The 24,176-nt window shown below is 57.7% G+C and carries 18 protein-coding genes and 3 pseudogenes; 10 read left to right on the forward strand and 11 right to left on the reverse strand.

Annotation, left to right across the window (positions count from 1 at the left end; translation table 11 throughout):
• Positions 1-12: 12 nt before the first annotated feature.
• Both XpruCFBP8353_RS24090 and XpruCFBP8353_RS08565 read right to left on the reverse strand, forming a co-directional pair.
• Positions 13-642 carry a hypothetical protein gene (locus tag XpruCFBP8353_RS24090; protein WP_101362841.1) on the reverse strand — a complete coding sequence of 210 codons (630 nt, stop codon included), beginning with the start codon at positions 640-642 and terminating at the stop codon, positions 13-15.
• Positions 643-728: 86 nt separating this feature from the next.
• Positions 729-1,141: pseudogene (locus XpruCFBP8353_RS08565) on the reverse strand (SymE family type I addiction module toxin).
• A gap of 725 nt (positions 1,142-1,866) precedes the next feature.
• Between XpruCFBP8353_RS08565 and XpruCFBP8353_RS08580 the strand changes: the two are divergent.
• The 4 genes from XpruCFBP8353_RS08580 to XpruCFBP8353_RS08595 all read left to right on the forward strand — a co-directional run bounded on the left by XpruCFBP8353_RS08580 (position 1,867) and on the right by XpruCFBP8353_RS08595 (position 4,858).
• Positions 1,867-2,565: a hypothetical protein gene (locus XpruCFBP8353_RS08580; RefSeq protein ID WP_244298147.1), complete on the forward strand. Its 699-nt coding sequence runs from the start codon at positions 1,867-1,869 to the stop codon at positions 2,563-2,565.
• A 220-nt stretch (positions 2,566-2,785) separates the two neighbouring features.
• Positions 2,786-3,118, forward strand: a complete 333-nt coding sequence (locus XpruCFBP8353_RS08585) for a hypothetical protein (RefSeq protein ID WP_243391076.1) — start codon at positions 2,786-2,788, stop codon at positions 3,116-3,118.
• Between the two features lie 3 nt (positions 3,119-3,121).
• The gene (locus tag XpruCFBP8353_RS08590; RefSeq protein ID WP_101362844.1) at positions 3,122-4,309 is read left to right on the forward strand and encodes an XVIPCD domain-containing protein; all 1,188 of its coding nucleotides are present in this window, start codon (positions 3,122-3,124) and stop codon (positions 4,307-4,309) included.
• 168 nt (positions 4,310-4,477) lie between these two features.
• On the forward strand, positions 4,478-4,858 hold the full coding sequence (locus XpruCFBP8353_RS08595; protein WP_243391077.1) for a hypothetical protein: 381 nt from the start codon (positions 4,478-4,480) through the stop codon (positions 4,856-4,858).
• A gap of 882 nt (positions 4,859-5,740) precedes the next feature.
• On the opposite strand, the gene XpruCFBP8353_RS08605 is transcribed toward XpruCFBP8353_RS08595, so the two are convergent.
• Positions 5,741-7,681, reverse strand: a complete 1,941-nt coding sequence (locus XpruCFBP8353_RS08605; RefSeq protein WP_133125632.1) for a WD40 repeat domain-containing protein — start codon at positions 7,679-7,681, stop codon at positions 5,741-5,743.
• A 184-nt stretch (positions 7,682-7,865) separates the two neighbouring features.
• Here XpruCFBP8353_RS08605 and XpruCFBP8353_RS24250 point away from each other — a divergent pair, with 184 nt between their 5' ends.
• The 5 genes and pseudogenes from XpruCFBP8353_RS24250 (at position 7,866) to XpruCFBP8353_RS08625 (ending at position 11,861) form a co-directional block, all read left to right on the forward strand.
• Positions 7,866-8,255 carry a transposase gene (locus tag XpruCFBP8353_RS24250; RefSeq protein ID WP_243391078.1) on the forward strand — a complete coding sequence of 130 codons (390 nt, stop codon included), beginning with the start codon at positions 7,866-7,868 and terminating at the stop codon, positions 8,253-8,255.
• A gap of 732 nt (positions 8,256-8,987) precedes the next feature.
• A pseudogene (locus XpruCFBP8353_RS08615) lies at positions 8,988-9,390 on the forward strand (transposase); the annotation flags it as partial.
• Positions 9,391-9,786: 396 nt separating this feature from the next.
• The gene (locus XpruCFBP8353_RS24255; RefSeq protein ID WP_243391079.1) at positions 9,787-10,314 is read left to right on the forward strand and encodes a hypothetical protein; all 528 of its coding nucleotides are present in this window, start codon (positions 9,787-9,789) and stop codon (positions 10,312-10,314) included.
• 12 nt (positions 10,315-10,326) lie between these two features.
• Positions 10,327-11,169: a hypothetical protein gene (locus XpruCFBP8353_RS08620; RefSeq protein WP_243391080.1), complete on the forward strand. Its 843-nt coding sequence runs from the start codon at positions 10,327-10,329 to the stop codon at positions 11,167-11,169.
• Positions 11,166-11,861 carry a hypothetical protein gene (locus XpruCFBP8353_RS08625; RefSeq protein WP_101362848.1) on the forward strand — a complete coding sequence of 232 codons (696 nt, stop codon included), beginning with the start codon at positions 11,166-11,168 and terminating at the stop codon, positions 11,859-11,861. Before XpruCFBP8353_RS08620 ends, XpruCFBP8353_RS08625 begins: the two co-directional genes overlap by 4 nt.
• Positions 11,862-11,932: 71 nt before the next feature.
• Here the strand turns inward: XpruCFBP8353_RS08625 and XpruCFBP8353_RS08630 are convergent.
• From XpruCFBP8353_RS08630 to XpruCFBP8353_RS08640, 3 genes and pseudogenes are all read right to left on the reverse strand, one after another.
• A pseudogene (locus XpruCFBP8353_RS08630) lies at positions 11,933-12,618 on the reverse strand (transposase).
• Positions 12,619-12,816: 198 nt separating this feature from the next.
• Complete coding sequence (locus tag XpruCFBP8353_RS08635) at positions 12,817-14,460, reverse strand: XVIPCD domain-containing protein (RefSeq protein ID WP_101362849.1); 1,644 nt, start codon at positions 14,458-14,460, stop codon at positions 12,817-12,819.
• On the reverse strand, positions 14,457-15,011 hold the full coding sequence (locus tag XpruCFBP8353_RS08640; RefSeq protein WP_243391081.1) for a hypothetical protein: 555 nt from the start codon (positions 15,009-15,011) through the stop codon (positions 14,457-14,459). Before XpruCFBP8353_RS08640 ends, XpruCFBP8353_RS08635 begins: the two co-directional genes overlap by 4 nt.
• Before the next feature lie 241 nt (positions 15,012-15,252).
• Here XpruCFBP8353_RS08640 and XpruCFBP8353_RS08645 point away from each other — a divergent pair, with 241 nt between their 5' ends.
• Entirely contained in the window at positions 15,253-15,951 is a 699-nt protein-coding gene (locus tag XpruCFBP8353_RS08645) for a transposase (RefSeq protein ID WP_101362851.1), read from the forward strand.
• 409 nt (positions 15,952-16,360) lie between these two features.
• On the opposite strand, the gene XpruCFBP8353_RS23375 is transcribed toward XpruCFBP8353_RS08645, so the two are convergent.
• The 5 genes from XpruCFBP8353_RS23375 to XpruCFBP8353_RS08670 all read right to left on the reverse strand — a co-directional run bounded on the left by XpruCFBP8353_RS23375 (position 16,361) and on the right by XpruCFBP8353_RS08670 (position 23,989).
• Complete coding sequence (locus XpruCFBP8353_RS23375) at positions 16,361-17,095, reverse strand: hypothetical protein (RefSeq protein ID WP_133125633.1); 735 nt, start codon at positions 17,093-17,095, stop codon at positions 16,361-16,363.
• A 4-nt stretch (positions 17,096-17,099) separates the two neighbouring features.
• Complete coding sequence (locus XpruCFBP8353_RS08650; protein ID WP_101362852.1) at positions 17,100-17,318, reverse strand: transposase; 219 nt, start codon at positions 17,316-17,318, stop codon at positions 17,100-17,102.
• Between the two features lie 274 nt (positions 17,319-17,592).
• Complete coding sequence (locus XpruCFBP8353_RS08655) at positions 17,593-19,230, reverse strand: anti-phage dCTP deaminase (RefSeq protein WP_101362853.1); 1,638 nt, start codon at positions 19,228-19,230, stop codon at positions 17,593-17,595.
• Between the two features lie 553 nt (positions 19,231-19,783).
• Entirely contained in the window at positions 19,784-22,471 is a 2,688-nt protein-coding gene (gene aceE / locus XpruCFBP8353_RS08660) for a pyruvate dehydrogenase (acetyl-transferring), homodimeric type (RefSeq protein WP_101362854.1), read from the reverse strand.
• Between the two features lie 516 nt (positions 22,472-22,987).
• On the reverse strand, positions 22,988-23,989 hold the full coding sequence (locus XpruCFBP8353_RS08670) for an arabinogalactan endo-1,4-beta-galactosidase (RefSeq protein WP_101362855.1): 1,002 nt from the start codon (positions 23,987-23,989) through the stop codon (positions 22,988-22,990).
• Between the last annotated feature and the right edge of the window lie 187 nt (positions 23,990-24,176).

Here is a 24,176-nt window from a genome sequence, read left to right on the forward strand (position 1 = left end):
CCGCTCCTTGGACTAGCGAATTTGAACCCACTCGACGCACTGATGAGTGGTGCGCGCCGAAGGTTTGTCAGCCTCTCCACGCGGGAAGAGCTCTACGCGCATCCCTGGGCGTTGAAAAATATCGCTCATCCATCGCCCATCCTCGACAAGATTGCGCTGCCGCGAAAAACCCATTTTCTCTAGGTGCGCTGCAAATGCCTCGAAGTCGATCTGGCAGATATCCGACATAGACGGAGACGCTTCTGGCGGATTAGGCAGGAACAGGAACTCGAACCATGCACGCTTTATTTCGGTTTTGTTGAGACCAAACCCGTAGTTCCAGTTTCGGGTCAGCACTCCGCTGGCACCGAACCGCCCGGAACCATCATCGCGATGCTGTACCGACTGGCCCATTGCTCGAGACACATGGTCGGCAGTGAACGATTCAATACTGGCACTTGTGCGAATCAGCTCCAGTACCCGCTCCAATGCTTCCTGCGCGGTACGTGGTCCACCTTTGGAAGGATCTGCAGGTACGTGATCGGCTGAGGAACTCATGGCAGATGTCTCCGTGACGGTTGCCGGTGCTGGGGTGGCCGCGGTGTGGGCGCATGCGCCCAGAGCGAGGGTGGCGAGCAAGGCGTAGAGGGGGCGCGCGATCATGAAGCGTCCGTTGTGCGCTGGTGTGGCTGCGACGCTAGTGGCATCCGGCACCGAGGTCAATCGCAAGGCTTATGTCAGCTGCCGCATCATCGCCGCACGCTACGCGCCTTGGCCGGCACCTTCACCGGCGGCAACACCTCCATCAGCAGTTGTCCTTCGCTCGCGTTGATGCGCAGCTTGGTGCCGATGGCAAAGCCCAGTTGTTCCAGCCATAGGCCGCTGAGGCGGACGTGGGGTACGTGCTGGTCGCCGGCGTGGTCGTGGGCGCCGGGGTAATGGGTGTAGCTGACGGTGCATTGGCGCGGGCGGCGGGCGCGGCGGGGTGCGCGTAGCGTTCCGGGGCCTTGCGGGGAAGCGTCCGGGTCGGGCGGCAGCATCGGTGGCAGCTTGATGCGGTCGGGTTCCACAACAACCCACTGCATCCGCTTGGGCGGCGCGGGGCGCGTCCGCGTGCGGGCCGTGCGCTGGCAGATGCCGTGGGTGGGCGGCGGCGTGTCATGGCGCCTCCGGCTGGTGGCGGGTGATGGATGCGGCGACGCACTGCTGCAATGCCACGGCCTTGCGTGCGAACCGGCGGCGCAAGGTGTGCGGCAACACAGCGGGCTGGCAACTCAGCGGACGCGCGGAATGGACGCTCGCCTTCTCAACAGCCGCGCGTGCGACGCGCCGGCACAGCACCTCGCCTACATCTAACAGCAGGCGGTGAGCAGAAGCTGGCAATAGATCAACCGACACAGATGCCGGCATGGATGGTGCGGTAGACATGGCAACGCCATCCTGGAACAACCCAAGAACCGCCGCCAACGGCGACGGGATGTCGGGAGGTTCGAAACCGCACACAGCCGGCGGGCGTATTCCCCTTGCGGGTGTTGTATTAGCCGCCCTCCCGACGCAGGCATTGCGTCGGCTTGTCCCTGCAGGATGCAGGCACAAAAAACCCACCGGTTTGACGGAGGTGGGCACCGCTGTGTGAGGAGTTTCGACGCTCCTTGATTTGGAGATTGCAGCGCACGGATCGCGATGTCAACTGTCGCCATCTGTTCTTAAAAGGCAGATCCAAAAGGCACGGACGCACAGCCTGTGTGCTCAGATATTTAAGATCACAGACCCGCTACGCACCGGGCGCACTAGGAGAAAATTTTTCGTGCTGTCCCAACGTTTCCACCTGGCCGTATAGATCAGACACCTCTAATCTTGCCGTATCACTCAACGATGGCAGGCGTCATGGAAAGTAGCGGCGTAGCACCGGTCGTGCCCTTGACTTTCAAGGCATTAGAAGAGCGCCTCAGCGCGCTACCGGAGTTTCCAGCAGATACCGCCAGCCCAAGCCGCCTCGTGCGCGGCGCAGGCATCGTCATGGCTTTGGCAATCGCTTCGACCCTGATTGCATCATTCCTCAGCTTCACGAGTGTTCCGCCTCAGTTGCTAGTAAAGGTAGCAACCGCCGGCCTCCGGGTTGCATTAGTAGCATTGGGCGTCCTGATGCTGCTCGGCATTTACGGGATCGCGAGTGATCTGCGTCGATGGACATTAGATCAAGCAATGCGCACTGATCATCAGCTAGAGCAATTTATGCAGGAGGTGACCTGGCTGCAAGGGTATCCGGCAGCTACCTTGCAAATCATGCTGGATCACGCTCGCTACAGCCATACACGCCGTGCGGGCCGCATTGCGCTATTGGCCGGAAGCATCGACAAGCTAGGCCTTCTGCCGGTTGCGGCGTCGCTCTTTCTGGTTCTGCGCGCTGGTGGCAATCCTCTAGCGATGTCTCAATTGACAGCAATAGTGGGGATTTTCCTGCTGTTCTTCTGGATGATCTGCTGGGTTGCCACATCGGCTAGGGGTAAGCTGCAGACCTATGAGTACTTGCTCGACATGGCGCTAAAGGGCAAAGAGAAAGACGTAATAGCAGCTGACGCATAATATTGGGGCCAGGCTAGGTCAGGTCAGGTCAACCTGCCACTGTAACTTCATAGCTCCGCTATCTCTTGGGGCGCATACTTGCAACCGAACTACGCATGGATGACCATCTGTGTGATTGCGTTGGAGCTGTCAAGTCATGCAAACGAATCCTCACGCCAACCTTAGCTCTTTAGCATTGCTAGCAGCTGCTAGTCTCTTCTTCATATCAGGGTGCTCTGCCATGCAGCAAGACTCACGGGCCGGCTTTAATACTCAGCAGTCTGTCTCCAAGGCGAGGCAAGAGCTTCAGGCCGCTAATCCTATCGGGTCACTGCTTACGACTGCGCAGAAGAACCTTGAGGATCTTGGATTTCGCTGCCAAACGCTGAGCTCTCCCGGCGCAGGTTACAAAGCATCGATGGTGTGCACGCTTTCACCTGTCGTGAAAGAGGTGCCGCCATCGGTGACAGCGCCAGCTGTGCCGGTTACCTGGATGGTCGGCTTTCATTCTGCTGACGGAATCTACTTGAGCAAGCTGGTGGTGAATCGAGCTCCGCAGGATATTGGGGAATAAGTCATGGATGAGCAGAAGAAGGCAATGATCTTGGTTGGTGCAAGCGAGGTTGCTGGTGACCGCCGCCATCTTTACCTGCTCTTTCAGAAGTCCGATGGCAGCCAGACTGTAGTACGCGGGGGACCAGACACCAGGGCCGAAGGGAATGACCTGGCGAACTTTGCCGAGAGCACAGTTCTTGGCTGGGAGAAGTTTGGGCACATTCGAGTTGAAGCAGCTCCTTACATTGCCCCTTATGAAATTGGGTACCGGCTAAAACAAGACGGCAACTACGAGCCAGTACTTTTAAACCAGTTGGATCCTTCCGAGCCGGCTCTTGCGAGGGATGCCAAGGGCAACATCGTGAAAGCGGCAGTCACCGCACCAGACTGGCCCGCACCGGGCGAGCGCCACGAGCGCATCGTTGCCTGGAGCGGTTCAGACCAGGAGTTATCCACAAAACTTGAGTCTGCCCTGAAGGCTGGGGATCAGATCAATCAAGCACAACTAGAATATTCTCCGCTGTACAACAACAGCAACGGTGTTGTCAGCAACTTGCTGAAGGCCAGCGGCGTTCAACCTGTTCTGCCGAAGAACGCACAAGGTGAGACAGTCAACGCCCCGGATTTTGGGGAAGACCTTTATCAGGACGTCGGCGCGGCATCGGTACGCAGCGGATACAGGTTTGACGGTAAGCAGTGGTTCGATGCGGACGATCGTAGAATCGTGCCACCTACGAGTGGGCAGCCATTGGTACCTCAGGATCCGGCCGCACCGTCGCGTGGATCATCGGATGGTTTCAAGCTCAGCGCACAGGCTCCATCGCCTAGCGATCCCATGTTTGCTCAAATCCAGGATGGCGTACATCGGATCGATCATTCGCTGAATCGTGTTCCCGATGCGGCAAGTGACCGTATGACCTGGAGCCTGTATGCCCTTGCCAAAGAGCAGGGTCTAGAAGGTGTAGACAACGTGGTGCTTGGCCAAGCGGGTACCCGGGCGGCGGCCGGCGAGTACGTTTTTCTGGTCCAGGGAGATCCCTCCACCTCCGTATACCACCGTGAGCAAATGCGCACGGCAGATGCAGTGGAGAGTTCGGTTGAGCAAAGCCAAGCGCGCGTGCAATCCGCCGAACAGACGCGTGCGCTTGCGATGACTGCTGAAGCTCAGGAGCAGAATCAAAAGCAGGATGCACCAAGGCTGCAAGTCTGATTACCCTGGTCATAGCAGCCTTTCGACCAGCCTAGCAGAGACAACACGTAAGTATTCAGACACTTTGCAAGTAGCTCGCTTCCGGCGTTTGAGGTTAGCTTTTGGCTTTCCGAGATGGCAGGTGCTAACGTTTCTAGACGGATCCCAAACCTTGGCATGAACCTAAATATGAAAAATTGGCTCATCTTTGGGACAGCATTACTTTCGCTATCAATCTCTACTGCTTCTGCAGAAGTAAGTATGCGCTCTGATTATAGGAAGAGTGATGTGCAGCCGGTCAAAGTTGCGAAGCTGGGATCCACATCACTCCAAATCACCTATCGCATGCCAGCGGAAAGCCAATTTTATTCTCCCGGCGTTGACTTTTTAAGTGACCGCGGCGTCTTGCGCATTGCCATCCGCAGATGTGGCTTTAGTGCTAGGTGCGATGCGATGGCGAAAGCTGTCATACCACCAGCCGAGCTTTGGATGCCGAAAGTCACCGTGCCCTATGCGGGCGAAGAGGTCTTGCTGGTTTACATGGATACAGAAGAAAAATTTTCACCTTAGTTTTAAAGTCTGTGCTAGCGGGTCAGGTCAACCTGACCGCGTTAGTCTTAGCAATAAAATGCGTAACCGCAACATTCAGTCGGTCATGCGGCTACCTATCTCACTATTCACTCAAGCCGCCAGCGTTTTTCTGCACGGCCCAATGGGAGCGTTCACTCCATGGAAATCCTCTACTCGGGTACGGACAAGATACTTTGCGACTCGCTCACTTTGATGCTCACTGAATCTCGAATCGAGCACGAGACTAGCAGGCGCTTTTACAGAGTGCAGATAAATGATGGCGATGAAGTGCATCAGGTTTTGGTTCAGTGCAATGATTGGGACAGTGCAGCCCGACAGCTCGACATGCTTACCAGGAGGACGCAACACAAAGAGGCACCCGCGTCAGTGAATCCCGGATCACGTCCCCAGTACGCCGCAGTGATCATGATTGCTCTTGGAATCTCTGCCGGCCTTGCCGCTACAAAGCTACTCCATAGCGCCCCCAATCCTTGCCTATTCTTACCGCAGCCCCATGCTCCCACCCGATAGACGACTGGTGGACATGTCGTCGACGCCGGCAACGCAGCGATCAAGGTATCGGGCGCTAACGGGGTCGCTAACGGGGTCAGGTTAACTCCCTACGCAAATTTCAGGCTACGGCCTCAGCGTTCGGGAGGTTTCGTCGATATCGATGGATAGGCGCTTACGCATCACTTTCCGCCACATGACATTGTGACTGCAGTGGCAGACCTAGCGGTATGCATCGATATGCCGGGAACCAAACGCTTAGTCGGTCCCTACACCGCCAGCATTCCTCGTTTCTCGCCAAGCCAAGCCGTGAGTCCAACAAGTTACGCGTGTGGCAACTTGGCATTGCCTTGCTCTCAGGTACTGGACTGATTACATACCGATCATGAACATTTCACCGGTATAGCGGCCCTGGAATTTCTCAATCGATTTTCCGGTCATCGCAACGACTTCTGCATCGAGCGCTGTGTACCCATCGCCGCCTCGCTGGTAGGAATAGGCGTTTCCCACCTGATGGATGCGCGCCGCGCCAGCTCCATACACTTGCGATTGCGAGTAGCCACTAGTCAGCACTGCTGCCAGCTTGGCGCCCGGCTCAAGCGTCACTATCCAGCGGACAGACTCATACGAGCTCAGCACCAGGATGATCGGCTTGTTCGAACGTCGTACCCGCACCTGCACGGTCCCGATGCGGGCGCCGGCCCCTGACGTACTGGTTTCTCTACGCCCCTCGTAAACGCCGACCGCTTCAATATGCGAGGTTCGCCCAAGCTCAGCCATTTCTCCATGCGGCAAACGTGGTGCCGTCGCCCGTGCGCTGTTAGTTGCAGTAGATCGCAATAGCGCTGCGCGCAGTAGGCGCAATTGCTCGGTTGTCATCGGAATCCTGCCTGCTGCATGCCGCTCTACTTCAGCAGCCCGGAGCAATGACTGGTTCAGTTGTGCATTACGTGCAGCCACCAACTGGGCAATCGCCTGTGTCCGCACCTCAAGATAGGTATTCACGTCTACGGGCGGCTGCGACTGGAACCTCTCCACCAACCTGATCTGCGCGTTGTCGATCACGGCATTGCGGCGTAACGAGGGCACGTAGAGCACGCGACTACCCACTCCTGGAACATCGTCCAGTACAGCCAGCGTGCGTTTGCTGATCGAGTAAATGTATGTCCGACTGCCCTCCGGGTCGTTGGTGAAATAACCGGTGATAACAAGGGCATCGGGATCCGGCGTAGTCGTTGCAGACGTCGCCATAAGCGGCGATAGCGTAATACTTGACGCCTGCAGTGATGGCAGCGCAATCCGTTTGATCCCCCCGGCCACAGAAAAAGCAAATGTCTCATCGGACGAAAGGTTGGAGCGCCCCCATCCAGAGATCGGCATCTCGCGTTCGGAAAGGATTCGCGTAGTCCATCCCTCAGCATCACGGTGCAGCTCGATTTCTGCAATGGTTTTCCACGCCATCAGTAGAAAATGTAGTGGCTTGCCCGGCACTGGATATACCATCTGCAGGCCCGGCGATGACAGAAGGAGCGACTGCATATTTCCACTGGCCAAATCCAGAAACACAGGCCCCGCGTTACCCATTTTTTGGTCGGAGTTGTTTCGTGGCGTGTAGATCACACCTACATCCCCAACAAGGTGGATTCCCGAAGGCGTCATCGAGAAGGTCGCGAGCGCGTCACCGGACTCGGTGTCACTGAGTTGCACGCGCCCCTCGCTATTGCTGGAAATCACCACCCGTCCGTTTGGTGATAAGGTCGCCGAGGTGAAGAGACCATTCCTCTCTGCCAGGACCTGACCGCTACCGATATCCACCACCAGGTACTTGTCGGCAAGTTGCAGCAAGGCGACGCCAGCCCGTGTTGCGAATGCCGCATCTGCAATGTAACTAGGCGCCGTCAGCACCTGCAATGGAGATTTGGGGACAGCGCGCAACGGCGGAGCGGCGATTAGCAGGCTGGCTCGACGCATTCCCAGCCATTGGCTGAGCGACGCATCGGCACGGACAAAGCATGCCTTGTCGCTCAGCGCAGAGCGGATATCCTGCGCGCTTGAGAGAAAAGAGGGCACATAACTCCCCGAGCATTCCCGAGCGCGACGTATCAACCTTGACTGATATTCGGATTCCAGCGCCGCAACATCAGCCGCAAATATCTTCGCCGTCGCATCCAGGCCAGCTTTGCCGGCGAGAACCTCACTCCCTGGCGGCATCGCATCGGTAATGCGTTCTTCCATCGTTTTGCCGAGATTGCCGCAGCCACCCAGGCACGCAGCCATGGCGAGCAACGCAACATTCCGTGTCAGAAATTTCATACCCATCCCCAAGTGGTCTTCGTTCCGAGCGCGTGGCTCGAAAGGCTGGCAGATCATAGCCGAGGTGATCGTCGCCTGCCTATTGCGGCGCTAACGGCGGCGCTAACGGGGTCAGGTTCACTTCCTACCCAAATTTCAGGCTACGGCCTCAGCTTTCGGGAGGGCTTCCTCGCTATCAGCACCAATGCCTTTCTGCGAGTCCTGCCAGGTGGCCAGACTTCCGCGTATCGACCTTCCGGGCATCCCGCAGCACATCGTGCAGCGTGGGAACAACCGCTTGCCCTGCTTTCTGGATGATGGCGATCGATTGCGCTATCTGCACCTGATGCATGAGGCCTTGCACGCCACAGGCTGCCAGTTGCACGCTTACGTCTTGATGGACAACCATGTGCACTTGCTAGTCACGCCATCTGATGCGGGACGGAGCGGGCAACTGATGCAGCGGCTTGGACGACACTACGTCGCATTGTTCAATGGCCGCCACGGGCGCACTGGTACGCTATGGGAAGGGCGGTACAAAGCGTGTCTTGTGGACAGTGCGGACTACGTCCTTCGCTGCTATCGCTACATTTAGCTCAATCCGGTGCGTGCTCGTCTGACCGACAACCCGGCGGCGTATCGCTGGTCCAGCTGCTCAGCCAACCTAGCCAACGCAGGCACTCCGCATTGACACCACATCCCTGTTGGCTTGCGCTTGGAAGCGACCCGATCAAGCGATCCAACACCTACCGTACCCTGCTCGATGAAGCCCTCTCCGACAAACTGCTCGCTAGCATTGGTCTTCATCTACAGCAGCAGCGAGCTCTGGGCCACGACGCCCCCGCGCGATGGTCGAAGCCAAGACCCGCCGCTTTGCGGGCGTCAGGCCCGCTCATCGGCCACGCAAACCGAACACCGTCGATTGATAAGTTAACCTGACCCCGTTATTCCCAGATAAATGATGCTGATGAATTACATCAAGTTTTTGTTCATGGCGATGATTGGGATAGTGCAGCGCGAATGCTCGACATGCTCACCAGGAGCACGCATTGCACAGAGGCATCCACATCAGTGAACACTGGATCGCGTCGACAGTACGCCGCAATTGTCATGATTGCTCTTGGAATCTCTGCCGGCCTTGCCGCTACAAGGCTACTCCATAGCGCCCCCAGCCCTTGCCTATTCCTACCGCAGCCCCCTGCTCCCACCCGATAGGCCACTGGCAGGTCGTGTCGTCCACGCGGGCAGCGCAACGATCAAGGTATCAGGGCGCGACTCAAGACAGCGAACACGTGAACCTGAGCCTTTTTATTGGCACGAGCCATAGCTGATCGTTGCCTCCCCACAGCTGCCAGCGCCTAGCGCAAAGCAGTTGGTCAACCTGCACGCACAACGGATACAGATCGAGCTGGCATTTCGTGATCTGAAGTCGCATCGCTACGGTCAGACAATGGAAGACAGCCTGACCCGACGCGGTGAGCGTCTGCAGATCCTGCTGTTGCTCAACACGCTGGCGACCTTCGCCGGCTGGTAGGCAGGCCTGAGCTGCGAGTCCACCGGCCGCGCACTGGCTATCGCCGCGCAACAGCACACGCAAGCTCAATTCGAAGCTTCGTGTCGGCCGCGAGGCGTTGGTCAGACGCTGGCCGATGGAACCTGTCTCACGCTGGCTAGAACGCTTGCGCACACTCCCCGACGCAGAGCGCTCGCAGACGACGCTGGTGCCGTAAAAACTTGGGGATACCCAAGGACCTGACCCCGTTATCGCTCGCTTAATTGCCTCCGCCCCCTTCTTTTGCTTCTTTTCTCCGTTTTCCCCCAGAGTTTCCCTAACTTCGTAAGCTGCCAGAGTAGGGTATTGCGCTGATCTCAGCGGTGGCGTATACAGCACATATGGCGCCGCACGAGGCGGAACGCCATACACAGGAAGTACCTCTAGGACGCAGCAAAGCGGCCTGTTCAAAGGACTGTATGACGCACATAACGCGCCCAGAGACCTGACGCTCTTACTTTCGTCGCACAAGGACGAGGCCGTCCTTGCCTGTCATCTTTCTGCTCATTAAAGGAGGTAGATGCCGTCTCGCCGCTCAAGATCAAGATCAGGACCAATCAACCAAAGGACATGGATGAAAATGACTGCAATTAATCGTAGCCGCATCTCGCTTCTCGCTATGACAATGAGCGTAGCTGGGTCAGGTTTCGCACAACAGTGCACATCAACTAGCGCACAACTGACATTCAGTGAGTTTCCGGTTGGAACTACCATTACCACGCAGTATCAAGACAAAGGCTTCAATTTTCCCGCAAGTCCGGCAGCGCAAATTACCTCCGATAGCTCCAATCCAACTTCACCTGTATTGTCTGGCACGCCCAAGTTCCAGGGGCCGATCGTTGCCGAACTGGTTGATCCCAGCAATCCTGCTACGAAGCTGACTGCAACCTCACTAAGCTTCCAAGCTGGATACTTCGATCAGGTAGCCTCCACCGTGGTCGAATTTCGTGACATCAACGGCGCCGTTCTTAGCACAGCAAGCAACCAGTCCACCGGAATTGTGACCTTTACTGCGCCCGCAGGTACGCACTCCTTCCAAATTGCAGACGCAGGCGGTGATCAAAATGGCTTTGCCATCGACAATCTGCAATTCAGCGCTTAAAGCGGCGGCGCATTGCGCATTTCAATCCCGACCAAAGATGCAGAGTTCGAGCTTAATCAGCAGAACCAGACCCGATCTGGGGATATTAGCTTCACGGCAGCAGGTAGCGCGGCAACCGGCACTGTGAATTGGACCGCCGAGCTGGAATACGACACATCCACACCTCGGTCAATGCCAGGCCTCACCAGCACTTTCACCACGAATGGCACTGCTACGCACAAGCTCTACTATCAGTCGCGAGGCGGGCGTTTGAAGGTTGCAGCTTCGACCAGCGCAGCGCAAGCATGCCCGGTTGAGTATGTCTACATCTTGGGCAGTCAGATCCCGGATGACACCATCACTACGCGCCTGGTTTCGCTTTACACCGACGGAGCCACTCCGCGTCTTTACACAGGCATTGCCAACCAGGAAAGCAACTACCGTCAGTTCACGCAAATCACGAAGTATGGTCACGCAGGTCTATGGCCGACAGAGAGCTACGATGGCGGAAGCCATGTAGGGCTGATGCAAGTTGCGACCTCAGGCAGCACAATTACTGGCTCACAAGGCGTTTTTAACGCATGGAGTTGGATCGAAAACACAGCCTCTGCAGACACGCTCTTTCGAGAGAAGATGCGCACAGCAGTGCGTCTTTACCGTCGGATGCGTACCGCAGCCCCCGGTATTCGCGAGCTAACCGGAGTAGAACTAGAGAGTATGGCCATCACGCTCTACGGCCCTGGCGCCGCGTCGGGCCTGGAGAATCAGTATTACCGAGCTGTGAACAATGATGGTTCCTGGAATTGGGTGGTCAACACCCAGAACAACCCGACGGGTGTGAATTACACCAATGAAGTGAGGTCGAAAATCCAATGAAGATGAATGACTTACTACTCGCACTCGTTATAGCTTCTTCCGCCCCACTCGTCGCTTGGAGCGCCGATCTTGGCAAACCTGTGACTTGGCAATCATCCCAGGCCGCCAAGCTCAATCAAACACCGGACCTTGCTAGGGTCGCTGAGAGGCTTATCGTCCAATACGACCTTGATGGCGACACCGTGCAACCCACGGTTAGCGAAGCCAAGTTCGTTGACCTGGATGGTGATGGGATCTTGGAGCTTGTTGCACTGGTTGATTACTCCGGCCGTCTGTTCTTCAACAATCTCGCCATCATTACAGCGCGAGCAGGCAGTCCGGTCGTTACGACCTATCGAAGCAACGGCACAAACATGCAGGACTTGGATCAGCGGATCATTTCTAAGCCGGGCTCACCGAAGAAGCTCTTGGTCGTAGACCGCTTCATTGATCGGTACGAAGGCTCGTTACCCAGTCCAAAGGAGCAGCGGTTGCTCGAACTCTATTCGGGTAGTTTGCAAGATGTAAGCAAACAGCATCGCGACTACTACTTTAAGCGCCTAGACGTGCTTGAAAAACAGGCTGGAAATTCTGCAGGCGGCAGTGCCAAGAGCGCAAGTACAGCCAGTTCAACAAGTCCAACCGAGCGGGACGAAAAGTTCGTGCTCAGGCAGGAATTGGAGCGCACCCGAATGCAGACACTGGGCGAGTGATTAGAAGGGGCTCTGGCATATCTGCTGGGGCCCTTTAATTTAAAGGGACGGGGGCAATTAACCAACCTGAGTCACCCGGCAGGACGACCACGCGGGCGGCACGTCGTTGGTCTGCCCAATGCACGTTCCACCATTGCCTGGAGAAGCGCGAGTCACCCAAGGCGCGCTCCTGCATGAGGTGAAGGCGGATTGCATGTTCGTCCTCTCGGGCTAGACCCGCATGAAGCCATTTTGCATAGACAGACACCCGCTCGGCTGCATCGCAGCCAAGATGCAGATGGACCTCATGCAACGTGATGAGCTGGCTTTTCGCAAGCCCCAGATGCGTGTGCACGCTTGACCAGCGGTACTCGGTTGGCAATGCCACCATGCGGGCGCGTACCGGATTGAGTTCGAAGTAGCGCAAGACCGTGAGCACATACCGTTCGGTTTGCACTAAGCAGGACTTGAACCGCCCCTGCCACAGGGTTCCGCTGCGCCGGTGCCTGACGTTGAAGGCTTGCACATACGATTGGCCGCTGAGCCGCATCGCCGAAGACACTGCGCCAGCCTTATCCGCCGAGACCAGCAGGTGCACGTGGTTGTCCATCAGCACAAACGCATGCACCCGCACAGCAAAGCGCTCGCAGGCCACGTGTAGTAGCTGGCAATAATGACGCCGATCCTCATCGTCCAAGAAGATCGCGCACCGGTTCACGCCTCTCTGGACGACATGCATCGGAACGCCGGGCAGTTCCAGACGCGGCTGACGGGACATGGCCGGGCCTCCTGCTCAAGAAGAAGACCTGAGCCTGATGGCAGCGACACAGGCCCGCTATCAGACATCGCCGCGCGTGCCTGTACGACCGGCTCGCTTAGTTACCTCCATCCCCTTTCGCCCGGATGCGGAGTTGCGACCACTCACTTATCCGTTGTCATCCTGGCAACCGGGAAACACGAAGCCACCTCGAAAACGTCACCCCAAGGACTGCCCCTGATTTCTGGACACCTCGCGCTGTTGCGTCATCGCTTGTTCCTGAGCAATTGCCTGGTTCGCCACCATCAGCTTGGCGTCGGACTGCTCTATAGGCGTCTGCATCGCCTGCTGCACGGGCACATGAGCACGCAGGTGCGCGGGATCGTTCAACTCGCCTTGAACCGCGAACAGACGCTCGGGACCAGCGACAACATGATCCACTCTGCTTAATGCATTGTCGGATAGTGAGGTGCTGGAGCCATTCGGGTACTGGTCTCGATTATCCTTGCAGGCGGCAAGAAAGCTCCTGCACACGCGCTCGCTGTTCTCATCGAATGGCACACCAGCCTGGCTCCCGAGCCGCTGCACTCCGTCCCTGATTTGCAGCAGCATTGCGTGATCGGGGTGCGCAGGATTGTCGGGGCCGGCCCTGCCACCGTGCTGTTGCGGGGCAGGACGAAGTTCCGGTGCATGAGGGTCTACATGCATTAGCCGTTGCGTCTGGTCTCCCTGCCGCACATTGAGATCGGTGGTGCCATCCTGGTTTCGGGCGCGCGTCAAATTCTCGCGCGCGACAGAGCTCCATTCACCGTTCAAGAAAGCATGGCCCTGCCCATGCTTGTTCCAGTTGACCAGGTCATTCCCTGCGGCATAGAAGCCTGGCCCATTGAAACGCTCTGGGTGCGCGCGATCCGCAGGACCGTACTGATGCGTCGCACCTCTATCCAAAGCCCCGATGAACTGCCCCGCGCGATCGTCATGGATGAACAGGTTTTTGATGACCGGGTACTCGTGCGGCAAGTTCTGGTGCGTCCTGTCCGCATTGAGGGCGGTTGGATTGACAAGCGGATCAGCCAGGACACTCGCCCATGCCGTCGAGAGAGGGCTTTCTCGATTTGCGTTGCGCAGCGCGTTGACGACATCGGCACCTCTCAAGGCGCCGTCGCGGCCCGACTCCAAGTAGTCCAGTGGTCCCGAACGTCTTGGGCTAAGGCCATCGATGGCAACACTGACATCTGCCACAGAATGGTATTGATTTTTTTCGAGGTTACGAATCATAGGCGCCGTGAGCGCTTCATTTTGATTGAATGCTTTTCCAACCATGGCTGCCAATTTCACCTGATCGTCCAACGAAGCATTCTGATAAAGTTCGCTTCGCTGCAAAGGTGCAATCGCGCGGTCCATGATCTTGTTGATCTGCGTAACATCTTGCTCATGCACCCAGTTAATACCCGCATCGGAAGAAAGGAATTGATCCAATCGCGACTTGACCTCCGCATCCAGCGGCCGCCCCAACTCGCTTTTGATCGTTCTGCCGTTACGGCCTAGATCCGCGATGGTCTGCGACACCTGATCTTCGCTCAGCACACTTTGCGGCTGATTGATAGCGGCCCATCCCTGATAGGCATTGACCAAGTCCCGGGGAACGTTCTCGCCATTAGGATTGCCAGGTTGATAGTGCTGACCCAGATCAACCTGAATGGTACCGATGGTGTATCCGCTATTGTCAGCTGGCTCTAGCCTCGGCGTTCTAGGATTATCACCGGCAACTTCAAGGCTGTATGATTCATATCTACTTTCAGATGTAACTCCTACCGCAAAGTACAGCGTTGCGCGTAATTCCTGATCCGTCAGCCTGCTCATTGCTCGTCCTCCATGCAATTCGTATCAAAAGGTACTTCTTGTCCTTTCTTACTGGGATGCAGGACAACATCACGCTCATAGCGGGAGCCATATTTCTGATAGCGAACCAACGTCCCATTTTCAAAAATGAAATAATCTTCGTTTCCGGAAAAAACAGGGCAGGCCGAGTATCCGGCCTCTCCGTCGTCGCTACAGTAGCGAACGTATAGCTTTGCCTCGCGCATGTCTCCCTCGAGTTTCCCATCGCCACCGCGAGAGTTTGTGCCTTCGCTCCAGTCACCCGTTACGTGGTTACCATGTTGCTCCAACGTGATGCCCAAAAAGTGCCCGGAATCGCACTTCTTTGCGTATCCCCATGTTCCGGAAAAGGAGGGAGCTTTGGCCGCGGGCGCAGCGCTTGAACATGAAGTGGCCAGCACCATCGCTACGGAAAGCAACGTATGCAGCGGTCGGAGTCGATAATTTCCCGTGCAAAACATCGGCAACTCCTCTGATCCACCCTTAGTGGCCTTGAAAAGACAGTAAGACGATAACAACAACATGATCCGCATACCAAGAGGACCAATAGACCCGCGACTAGGTCGTCAGCCTTTGGACCAATGGCCGGGGATGCATGCTTGCATCACCGACATGACCGACGCGCCAGCGCAGGCCGTGATCTTGGTACCAATGGGGTCACCAACGGCACCAACGGGGTCAGGTTCACTTCCTTCACAAATTTCAGGCTACGTCGTCAGCTCTCGAGAGGTTTCCTCGATATCAGCACCAACGCCGGGCTGCGAGTCTTGTGCCATGGCCAGCCTTCCACGCATCGACCTTCCCGGCATCCCGCAGCACATCGTGCAACGCGGGAACAACCGCTTGCCCTGCTTTCTGGATGATGGCGATCGATTGCGCTATCTGCAACTGACGCATGAGGCCATGCACGCCACAGGCTGCCAGCTGCATGCTTTCGTATTAATGGACAACCATGTGCACTTTCTAGTCACGCCACCTGATGCGGGACGGATCGGGCAACTGATGCAGCGGCTTGGACGAAACTACGTCGCATTGTTCAATGGCCGCCACGGGCGCACTGGTACGCTATGGGAGGGGCGGTACAAAGCGTGTCTTGTGGACAGTGCGGACTACGTCCTTCGCTGCTATCGCTACATTGAGCTCAATCCGGTGCGTGCTCGCCTGACCGATAACCCGGCAGCGTATCGCTGGTCCAGTTGCCCAGCCAACCTAGGCCAGCGCAAGCACTCCGCATTGACACCACATCCCTGTTGGCTTGCGCTTGGCAGCGACCCGATCGAGCGATCCAACGCCTACCGTGCTCTGCTCGATGAAGCCCTCTCCGACGAACTGCTCGCTAGCATTCGCCTTCATCTACAGCAGCAGCGAGCATTGGGCCACGATGCCTTCCGCGCAATGGTCGAAGCCAAGACCCGCCGCTTTGCGGGCATCAGGCCCGCTCATCGGCCACGCAAGCCGAGCGCCATCGACTGATAAGTTAACCTGACCCCGTTATCCCGGACCGACGACCCGGCGGCATATCGCTGGTCCCGTTACCCAGCCAATCTGGATCAGCGTGGGCCCTCTGCACTAACACTACATCCCTGCTGGCTTGCGCTCGGCAATGATCCGACTGAACGATCCAACGCCTACCGCATTCTGCTCGAAGAAGTCCTATCGGATGATCTGCTCGCCAGCATCCGACTTCATCTACAGCAGCAGCGCGCCCTGGGCCACGACGCCTTCCGCGCGATGGTCGAAGCCAAGACCCGCCGCTTTGCGGGCGTCAGGCCCGCGCATCGGCCACGCAAGCCGACCGCCATTGACTGATAAGTGAACCTGACCCCGTTATTCGGACCCCGTTATTCGCGGATAAGTGAACCTGACCCCGTTATTCGCGTTATTACCCGATACGAGATCCCAGAATAACTGGGCCAAGCTGGATACTTCCCGAACTATCTAGTAGCTCAGATGGAACCCGCTGGCATGGCCGAGCAGAATTCAGCGCTACAATTAAATATCTATCCACGACGCCATCTGCGACGGCATCGACCTTCCGCACCCGACCATCTTCTTTAAGCGTGATAAAGACGGGAGATGGATCACTTAGCTGCAATGTATGGAGCTCCCAGCGCAGGTGACCAAGGCACTCATTTGAATAGAGAATTCGCTTCATGCTAGCACCGGCACCCGCTTTCCATTGCGCGTCAGACTTGGCGTTCCCCCGGCTTAGTTCCTCCGTTTCCCGCTTACGCTCGGATGCAAGTCGCCGATCTTCCGAATTAGACGCTCGTAAAACTATCGTCAACTCACGCTCATAGGAACTCTCAAACCCACGATAGGGAAGAGGGCTGGCGCGACGGATAGCTTCAACAGCGATGGAACGACCCAAATCGTTAAACTCACAGTTTGGCAGAACGTCAACAGCCACGATCTCACCACCTGGAATCTGCAAAATACGCACAGCGCAACTTGAGCCAGACGACAGAATCGTACTTTGCGAATCGTTTTCCCACCACTTCTGGATATGCCTGTTTATAGCAATGCCATAACTATCTTTTTCATGATTAATCTCGGCCGACGCAATTTCCGACGCCAACGAAAATACCAACAGAAACAGTGGGATTATTTTCTTCAAAGCATCATCCTTTAGTTAGTGCTTTTAAGTTTAGCAGGTGCACACTGTTGTCCATCAGCAGAAACGCTTGCACCTGCACAGCAAAGCGCTCGCAGGCCATGCGTAGTAGCAGGCAGTAGTGATGCCGATCCTCATTGTCCAAGAAGATCGCGCACCGGTTCACGCCTCTCTGGACGACATGCATCAGAACGCCGGGTAGTTCCAGAAGCGGCTGACGCGGCATGGCCGGCCCTCCTGCTCAAGAAGAAGACCTCGGCCTGACGGCAGCGACACAGCCCCGCTATCAGATATCGCCGCGTGGGCCGGTACAATCGCGGTTCGCTTAATTACCTCCGTCCGCTTTTGCCCCACTTTTGCCCCAATGGTCGAAGCCAAGACACGCCGCTTTGCAGGCATCAGGCCAGCAAAGCGGCCGCGCAAGCAGAGCGCCATCGACTGATAAGTGAACCTGACCCTTAGGTATCCGCTTAGGTATCCCAGAATATCCGAACGCGTATCTACTCCCCGTTATCCAATCCCATCCCTGTCTCGTCGAGGTGCTCCACAACTCGGGATTCGAGTGCCGGGTACGCTTCGAGGTATTCTGGAATTTTCTTAGACGCAGACCGACCAACCCACTTTCTACCTTTCCCGTGCGCGTCCTTCCTAGTCTCGGCAAAGAAAAGATCCATATATCGGCGCGGTGAGACGCCCTCAAAATGGAGAAATGCGACTTTTCGATGTTTGGTTCTATCGGGATCTAGCCATTCGCTTAGGGGAACTTCCTGATCGACATCATGGCTGATTGCGTCCGAGTGAAGCTCGGTCGCCAAGCTCTTCTCATAGGGCTCTATGAAGTACACGGCCCTTACGCCCGCAGCAACTATATGTCTTGCGCAGTTATGACAAGGATATGTTGTGGTATAGAGAACAGAATCCTGGGATGTTCCCTGACCGGTCCTGCCCAGATTGACAAGAGCATCCATCTCCGCATGGACCGCGCGAGAGAACTCAATGAGATCCTTAAGCCTTGATTCTCCGCGTATCTTTCTAGAAATTATCGAAGCCAACTCCTTTGACTTAGATTCAAAACCGGAAACCCCGCTGTTTTTTAGAAACTCTTCAAGGTCAGGGAGTATCATCACCCCAATTTCTGCACTGACCTTGTTCTTCTTCTCGTCATTGAAGCAGTTCCCACCCTTTAGGTGGATGCAGCGATGATCATCGGGTTGCAGACTTTCTCTATACAATCCGCCACCACCACGAGGAACATCATTGCAACCCATTGCGATGAGCTTCCCCTCGCGATCTATAATCGCAGCACCCACCTGTCTCGACATACAAGCTGAGCCCAAGCCCGCAGAGAAGGCAGCGTACATACCTTGCTCGTGAATCGTAGGAGTTACAGACAGGTCGCCATGGACGAGACGCAGAAAACGATCAACTGGGCCCTTGATCGCCTTGGTATTCGAGCTTGAGTTTCGGACGAAGAAATCCGCGAGCTGGAGAGTCTTCTCTAGATTCTGCCCATGACTCATCCCTTCCTTCCGATCACGCTCCATTAGCGACTCTGCATCTGTTACAGAGAGTCCCTCGGCCTGCAGATTCCTCTTTCTCTGATCCGAACCGCAAAGCGTTCCTAGTAGGTAAAAATTCTCTCTATAGACAGCCCTAAGGAGAGCCACCTCGCTTGGATTCTTGAGTTGATCGATCAAATATACGACCCTACCGGGCACCAGGTCTTTGATTTGGCCCTTGTTCTTCTTCGCGCGATCGAGGGAAATATGCCGAACGGAGAGCTGCGCCAGGACATCATTCCCCTTACTATCCCGCAGTCTATTTCCCAGATCCTGCAGCGTCCTGTACCGACTGGCTGCAGATGCGGATTCTTGCTCGGTGGGAGTGATAGCCAGCTTGGACGCGGCTTGCCTGATAAGGTCGCTAAGCTTGATTCTCTCTATCGAGTATCCAAGGCCAAGCAGTTCGTTATCAACAAGGTCGATGACCTCTTTGACTCCCGCCCCGATCGGGCCACTGAACGCCAGGACCAGCTCCTTAGAGGCAATGCCATCCAAGATATCCTTAAGCGATCGTTTGGGATCAAACTTTTGGTCGTCAGATGCATCTGACGAAACAAGTGTTAGTGCAGAATTCATCGCCCCCTCCCTGAGAATTAGGGAGAACGGTAAACCTTGACTGGAGCTTAATCAAGTGCGCCAATACTTTGGCGAAGCCTACCCATTTACGACAATTCTAAGAACGCCCATTCTTGGAATCGATGGCACACCCTAAATGCGCCGAAGACTGCGCGCATATTCCATTACTCGCAGATAGGCGTCGCTCTCTTCCCGCTTTTCTGCAGAGGATCTACGCGAGGATATACACGTCACTGGAGCGAGATTTATGTGTGCCTGCCTTGCGGGTGAAGGATCCTGTACCGTTGAGGCTGTTGGACGCACATCAATGTCACGATTGGCTTCGAACGAAAACGAAAGCTGCCCATCCATTGCCCCCTCCTTCGCTTGCGCCGACATGTCCCCTGCTCCGGTCTGGTACCTAAGACTAGTTTAGCCAGCAGTCCAATGAAGGCAAGTGCCGGTACCGTCAAATTTTTGCCTTTCTTTTTCAACAATTTCGCCTAACGCGCCACCTAAAAGTTAGGATGGCGTGACGCCAGCCGGGAGCGCAGGGCTCCCGGCTAAGGGCCAATCAAACCCCAACAGGATTCGCCTTCTCAGGATCAATCTTGTACTGCTTGATCGCCCTGGCCACATCCTTACCCGTCATCTTGCCATCCTTCGCCAGCGCGGCAATCGCCGCGTGCGCGATGTAGTAACGGTCGACCTCGAAGAACCGGCGCAGATTGGCACGCGTATCCGAGCGACCGAACCCATCCGTGCCGAGCACGCTGTAGGTCATCGGGACGAAGGCGCGGATCTGGTCGGCGAACAGGCGCACGTAATCCGTTGCGGCAATCGCCGGGCCCTGGCGGCCTTCCAGCAGCTGGGTGACGTAGGGCTTGCGCTGTTCGGCTTCCGGGTGCAGACGGTTCCAACGTTCGGCGTCGAAGCCGTCGCGGCGCAGTTCGTTGAAGCTGGGGCAAGACCAGATGTCGGCGGTGACGCCGAAGTCCTTGTCCAGCAGCTCGGCTGCGGCAATGGCCTCACGCAGGATGGTGCCGCTGCCCAGCAGCTGCACGCGCAGCTCGCCCTTCTTGGGCTTGCCGGCGTCCTTGAGCAGGTACATGCCCTTGATGATGCCTTCCTGCGCACCGTCCGGCATGCCGGGGTGTGCGTAGTTCTCGTTCATCAGGGTGATGTAGTAGTACTCGTCGATCTGGTCTTCCATCATCGCCTTCATGCCGTGCTGCATGATGACGGTGACTTCGAAACCGAAGGTCGGGTCATAGCTACGCACGTTCGGAATGGAGCCGGCGATGACCTGGCTGAAGCCGTCTTCGTGCTGCAGGCCTTCACCGTTCAAGGTGGTGCGGCCGGCGGTGCCGCCGAGCAGGAAGCCACGCGTGCGCATGTCCGCTGCCTGCCAGGCAATGTCGCCCACGCGCTGGAAGCCGAACATGGAGTAGTAGATGTAGAACGGCAGCATCGGCACGTCGGAGACCGAGTAGCTGGTGCCGGCGGCCATCCACGAGGCGATGGCGCCCGGCTCGCTGATGCCCTGCTGCAGCACCTGGCCGGTCTGGTCTTCGCGGTAGTACATCAGCTGGTCGGCATCGACCGGCTTGTACTTCTGGCCGAACGGGGCATAGATGCCGATCTGGCGGAACATGCCTTCCATACCGAAAGTGCGCGCTTCATCGGCCACGATCGGCACGATGCGCGGGCCCAGTTCCTTGTCGCGCAGGGCGATGTTGAGGCTCTGCACAAACGACATGGTGGTGGAATAGCTACGCTCGCCGCTGTCCTTGAGCAGGCGCTCGAACTTGTCGAGCGTGGGCGCGACAAACGACTTGCTGGCCTTGGGACGGCGCGAGGGCAGGAAGCCACCGAGCACGCTGCGGCGCTCCTTGAGGTACTGCACTTCCGGGGAGTCTTCGCCGGGGTGGTAGAACGGCACCTTGCCGTCTTCCAGCTGCGCGTCGGTGACCGGAATGTTGAAACGGTCGCGGAAGTGCTTGACTGCCGCATCGTCCAGCTTCTTGGTCTGGTGGGTGGGGTTGAGCGCCTCACCGGCCGAGCCCATGCCGTAGCCCTTGACCGTCTTGGCCAGGATCACGGTGGGCATGCCGGTGGTGTTCACGGCCTGGTTGTACGCGGCATACACCTTGTGCGGGTCGTGGCCGCCACGGTTCAGCCGCCAGATGTCGTCGTCGGACAGGCCGGCGACCATGGCCGCGGTCTCCGGGTACTTGCCGAAGAAGTTGGCGCGCGTGTAGGCGCCGCCGAAGGCCTTGCAGTTCTGGTATTCGCCGTCGACGGTTTCCATCATCAGCTTCTTGAGGACACCGTCGGTGTCCTTGGCCAGCAGGGCATCCCAGTAACCGCCCCACAGCAGCTTGATGACGTTCCAGCCGCCGCCACGGAACACGCCTTCCAGTTCCTGGATGATCTTGCCGTTGCCGCGCACCGGGCCGTCCAGGCGCTGCAGGTTGCAGTTGACCACGAAGATCAGGTTGTCCAGGCCTTCGCGGCCGGCCAGCGCGATGGCGCCGAGGGTTTCCGGCTCGTCGCTCTCGCCGTCGCCGATGAAGCACCACACCTTGCGGTCGGACTTCTCGATCAGGCCGCGGTTTTCCAGGTAGCGCATGAACTGCGCCTGGTAGATGGCGGCCAGCGGGCCCAGGCCCATCGACACGGTGGGGGTCTGCCAGAACTCGGGCATCAGCCACGGGTGCGGGTAGGACGAGATGCCCTGGCCGTCCACTTCCATGCGGAAGTTGTCCAGCTGGGCCTGGCTGATGCGGCCTTCCAGGAAGGCGCGGGCGTAGATGCCCGGTGCGCTGTGACCCTGGACGAACAGCAGGTCGCCCGGATGGGTGTCCGAGGGCGCACGCCAGAAGTGGTTGAAGCCCACGTCGTACAGCGTGGCGCTGGACGCGAACGAGGCGATGTGGCCGCCCAGGTCGCCCGGCTTGCGGTTGGCCCGCACGACGGTGGCCATGGCGTTCCAGCGGATGATCGAGCGGATCTTCCACTCCAGCGCGGAGTCGCCCGGGTTCTTGGCCTCGTTGGCCGGTGCGATGGTGTTGACGTACTCGGTGGTGGGCGAGAACGGCAGGTAAGCGCCGGCGCGGCGGGTCTGTTCGACCATGCCTTCCAGCAGCTGATGGGCGCGCTCCGGGCCTTCGACGTCGATGACGGCCTTGATCGATTCGAGCCACTCCTGCGTCTCAAGCGGGTTCGGATCGTTGTGCAGCACTTCGTTCAACCAGTTCATTAGCGCTCCCGGGGGGACACACCCCGCGGGTGTGTCGACATCGTGAATTCGTGAACCCGCAAGTGTACCGCACGCACCTGTTGCCATTCCTCGCTACGGGTGCGTATGGAATGGGACGGTGTGTGCTTGGGCGCAGCGATGCCGGGTGCTGCGCACGCGGGCGCGACCGGTGTACGACCAAAGGATGAGGGCCAGCACGCGGCGGAGCCGCCGCATGCGTCCTTCTCCCAGCGGGACATTGTCCTCCTTCATGGGGGAAAAGGTGCCCCGCAGGGGCGGATGCGGGGACGGGCGAAGCCTTGTGCCGTTGTCATGACACGAGGGCTTGGCCTTGGCCCCGTCCCCTCACCCCCCGCTCCGCGCCCCGGCCCGCGCTTGCGGCGCGGGCGCTCCAAGGCACGCGCGCCAGTGGCGCGCAAGCCGTGCCTTCTCGTCCCGAGGGGAGAGGGGCTTTGATGCCGCACCGAGAGAGGGCGGGACGAACGGACGAAGGCCGAGCGATTGGACGCGTGCTGGTCAGAACGCCTGCAACGCTTCGGTCAGTTGGCCGTTGTTGTTGACTGCGCCCATGGTGTAGCCCTGCCAGCCCGGGTAGGCGTTGGGTTCCCAATAAAACACGCCGAGGACGCGCGAACCGATGTTGCTGCTGCGGGTGAGCAGGTTGCTGAGCATGGCGCGGGTGGTGGCGGCTTGCTGCCAGTCCATGCCGACCTCGGAAATCACCACATCGCTCCCGTAGCGCGTAATCATGTCGCGCATGTTGGTGTCCAGGCGATTGTTGTAATCCTGCCAGCTGCCGACGGGCGGGTAATGCGACATGCCGATGACGTCCCACTTGCCGCCGGCCGAGCGCAGGTTGTCGAAGAACCAGCGGAAGTTGGCGTTGTCGTAGCCATTGGCCAGATGCACGACAACCTTGGCATTGGGATACACCGCCTTGGTGGCGTTGTAACCGCTGTTGATGAACTGGCCCAGCGTGGCGAAGTTGGGCGTCTTGCCCTCGTTCCACAACATGCCGCTGTTGATCTCGTTGCCCACCTGCACCCAGCTGACGGTGATGCCGTTGTCCTTGAGGTATTTGAGGATGCCCTGGGTGTGGCTGTAGACATCGGTATTGAGCTGGGCGACGGAGTGGCCCGCCCAGGCGGCTGGTTTGGTCTGTTTGCCGGGGTCGGCCCAGCTGTCGCTGTAATGGAAGTCGATCATGATGCGCATGCCCTGCGCGGCGGCGCGTTTGGCCTTGTCCAGGGTGTCGCGGCCATCGTTCCAACCGCCTGCAGGGTTGACCCACACGCGCAGGCGGATGGCGTTGCCGCCGACATCCTTGAACAGCTTGATGAAGTCGGTGGTGTTGCCGGCTGCATCGCGAAACACCTGCGGTGGAGTGCTTGCGGCCTGCTGGTTGAGCCAGCTGACGTCTGCGCCTTTGGCGATGCCCTGCGCGCTGACGCCGGCGCTGCCCAGACACAGCAGCAATACGAGCAAGACGCGGTGGTAGTGCCTGCGAAAAATGGTCATGGAACGCTCCCTTGATCGATGGATAACGCGCCGGATGGCGCCTTGCTTGATTCCCCTGCATTGCGTCGTGCGCGCGAGCGCGGCGTGGCAAGCGCTTGGCCGTGCCTCGCTGCAAACGGTGGCGATTCAAACACGGCAGTACAGCGCAGTTGAGGTCGCTATAGCTGCAAGCGACTTGCGGCATATC

The sequence above is a fragment of the Xanthomonas prunicola genome (assembly GCF_002846205.1).
In the GTDB taxonomy this organism is placed as follows: Bacteria; Pseudomonadota; Gammaproteobacteria; order Xanthomonadales; family Xanthomonadaceae; genus Xanthomonas; species Xanthomonas prunicola.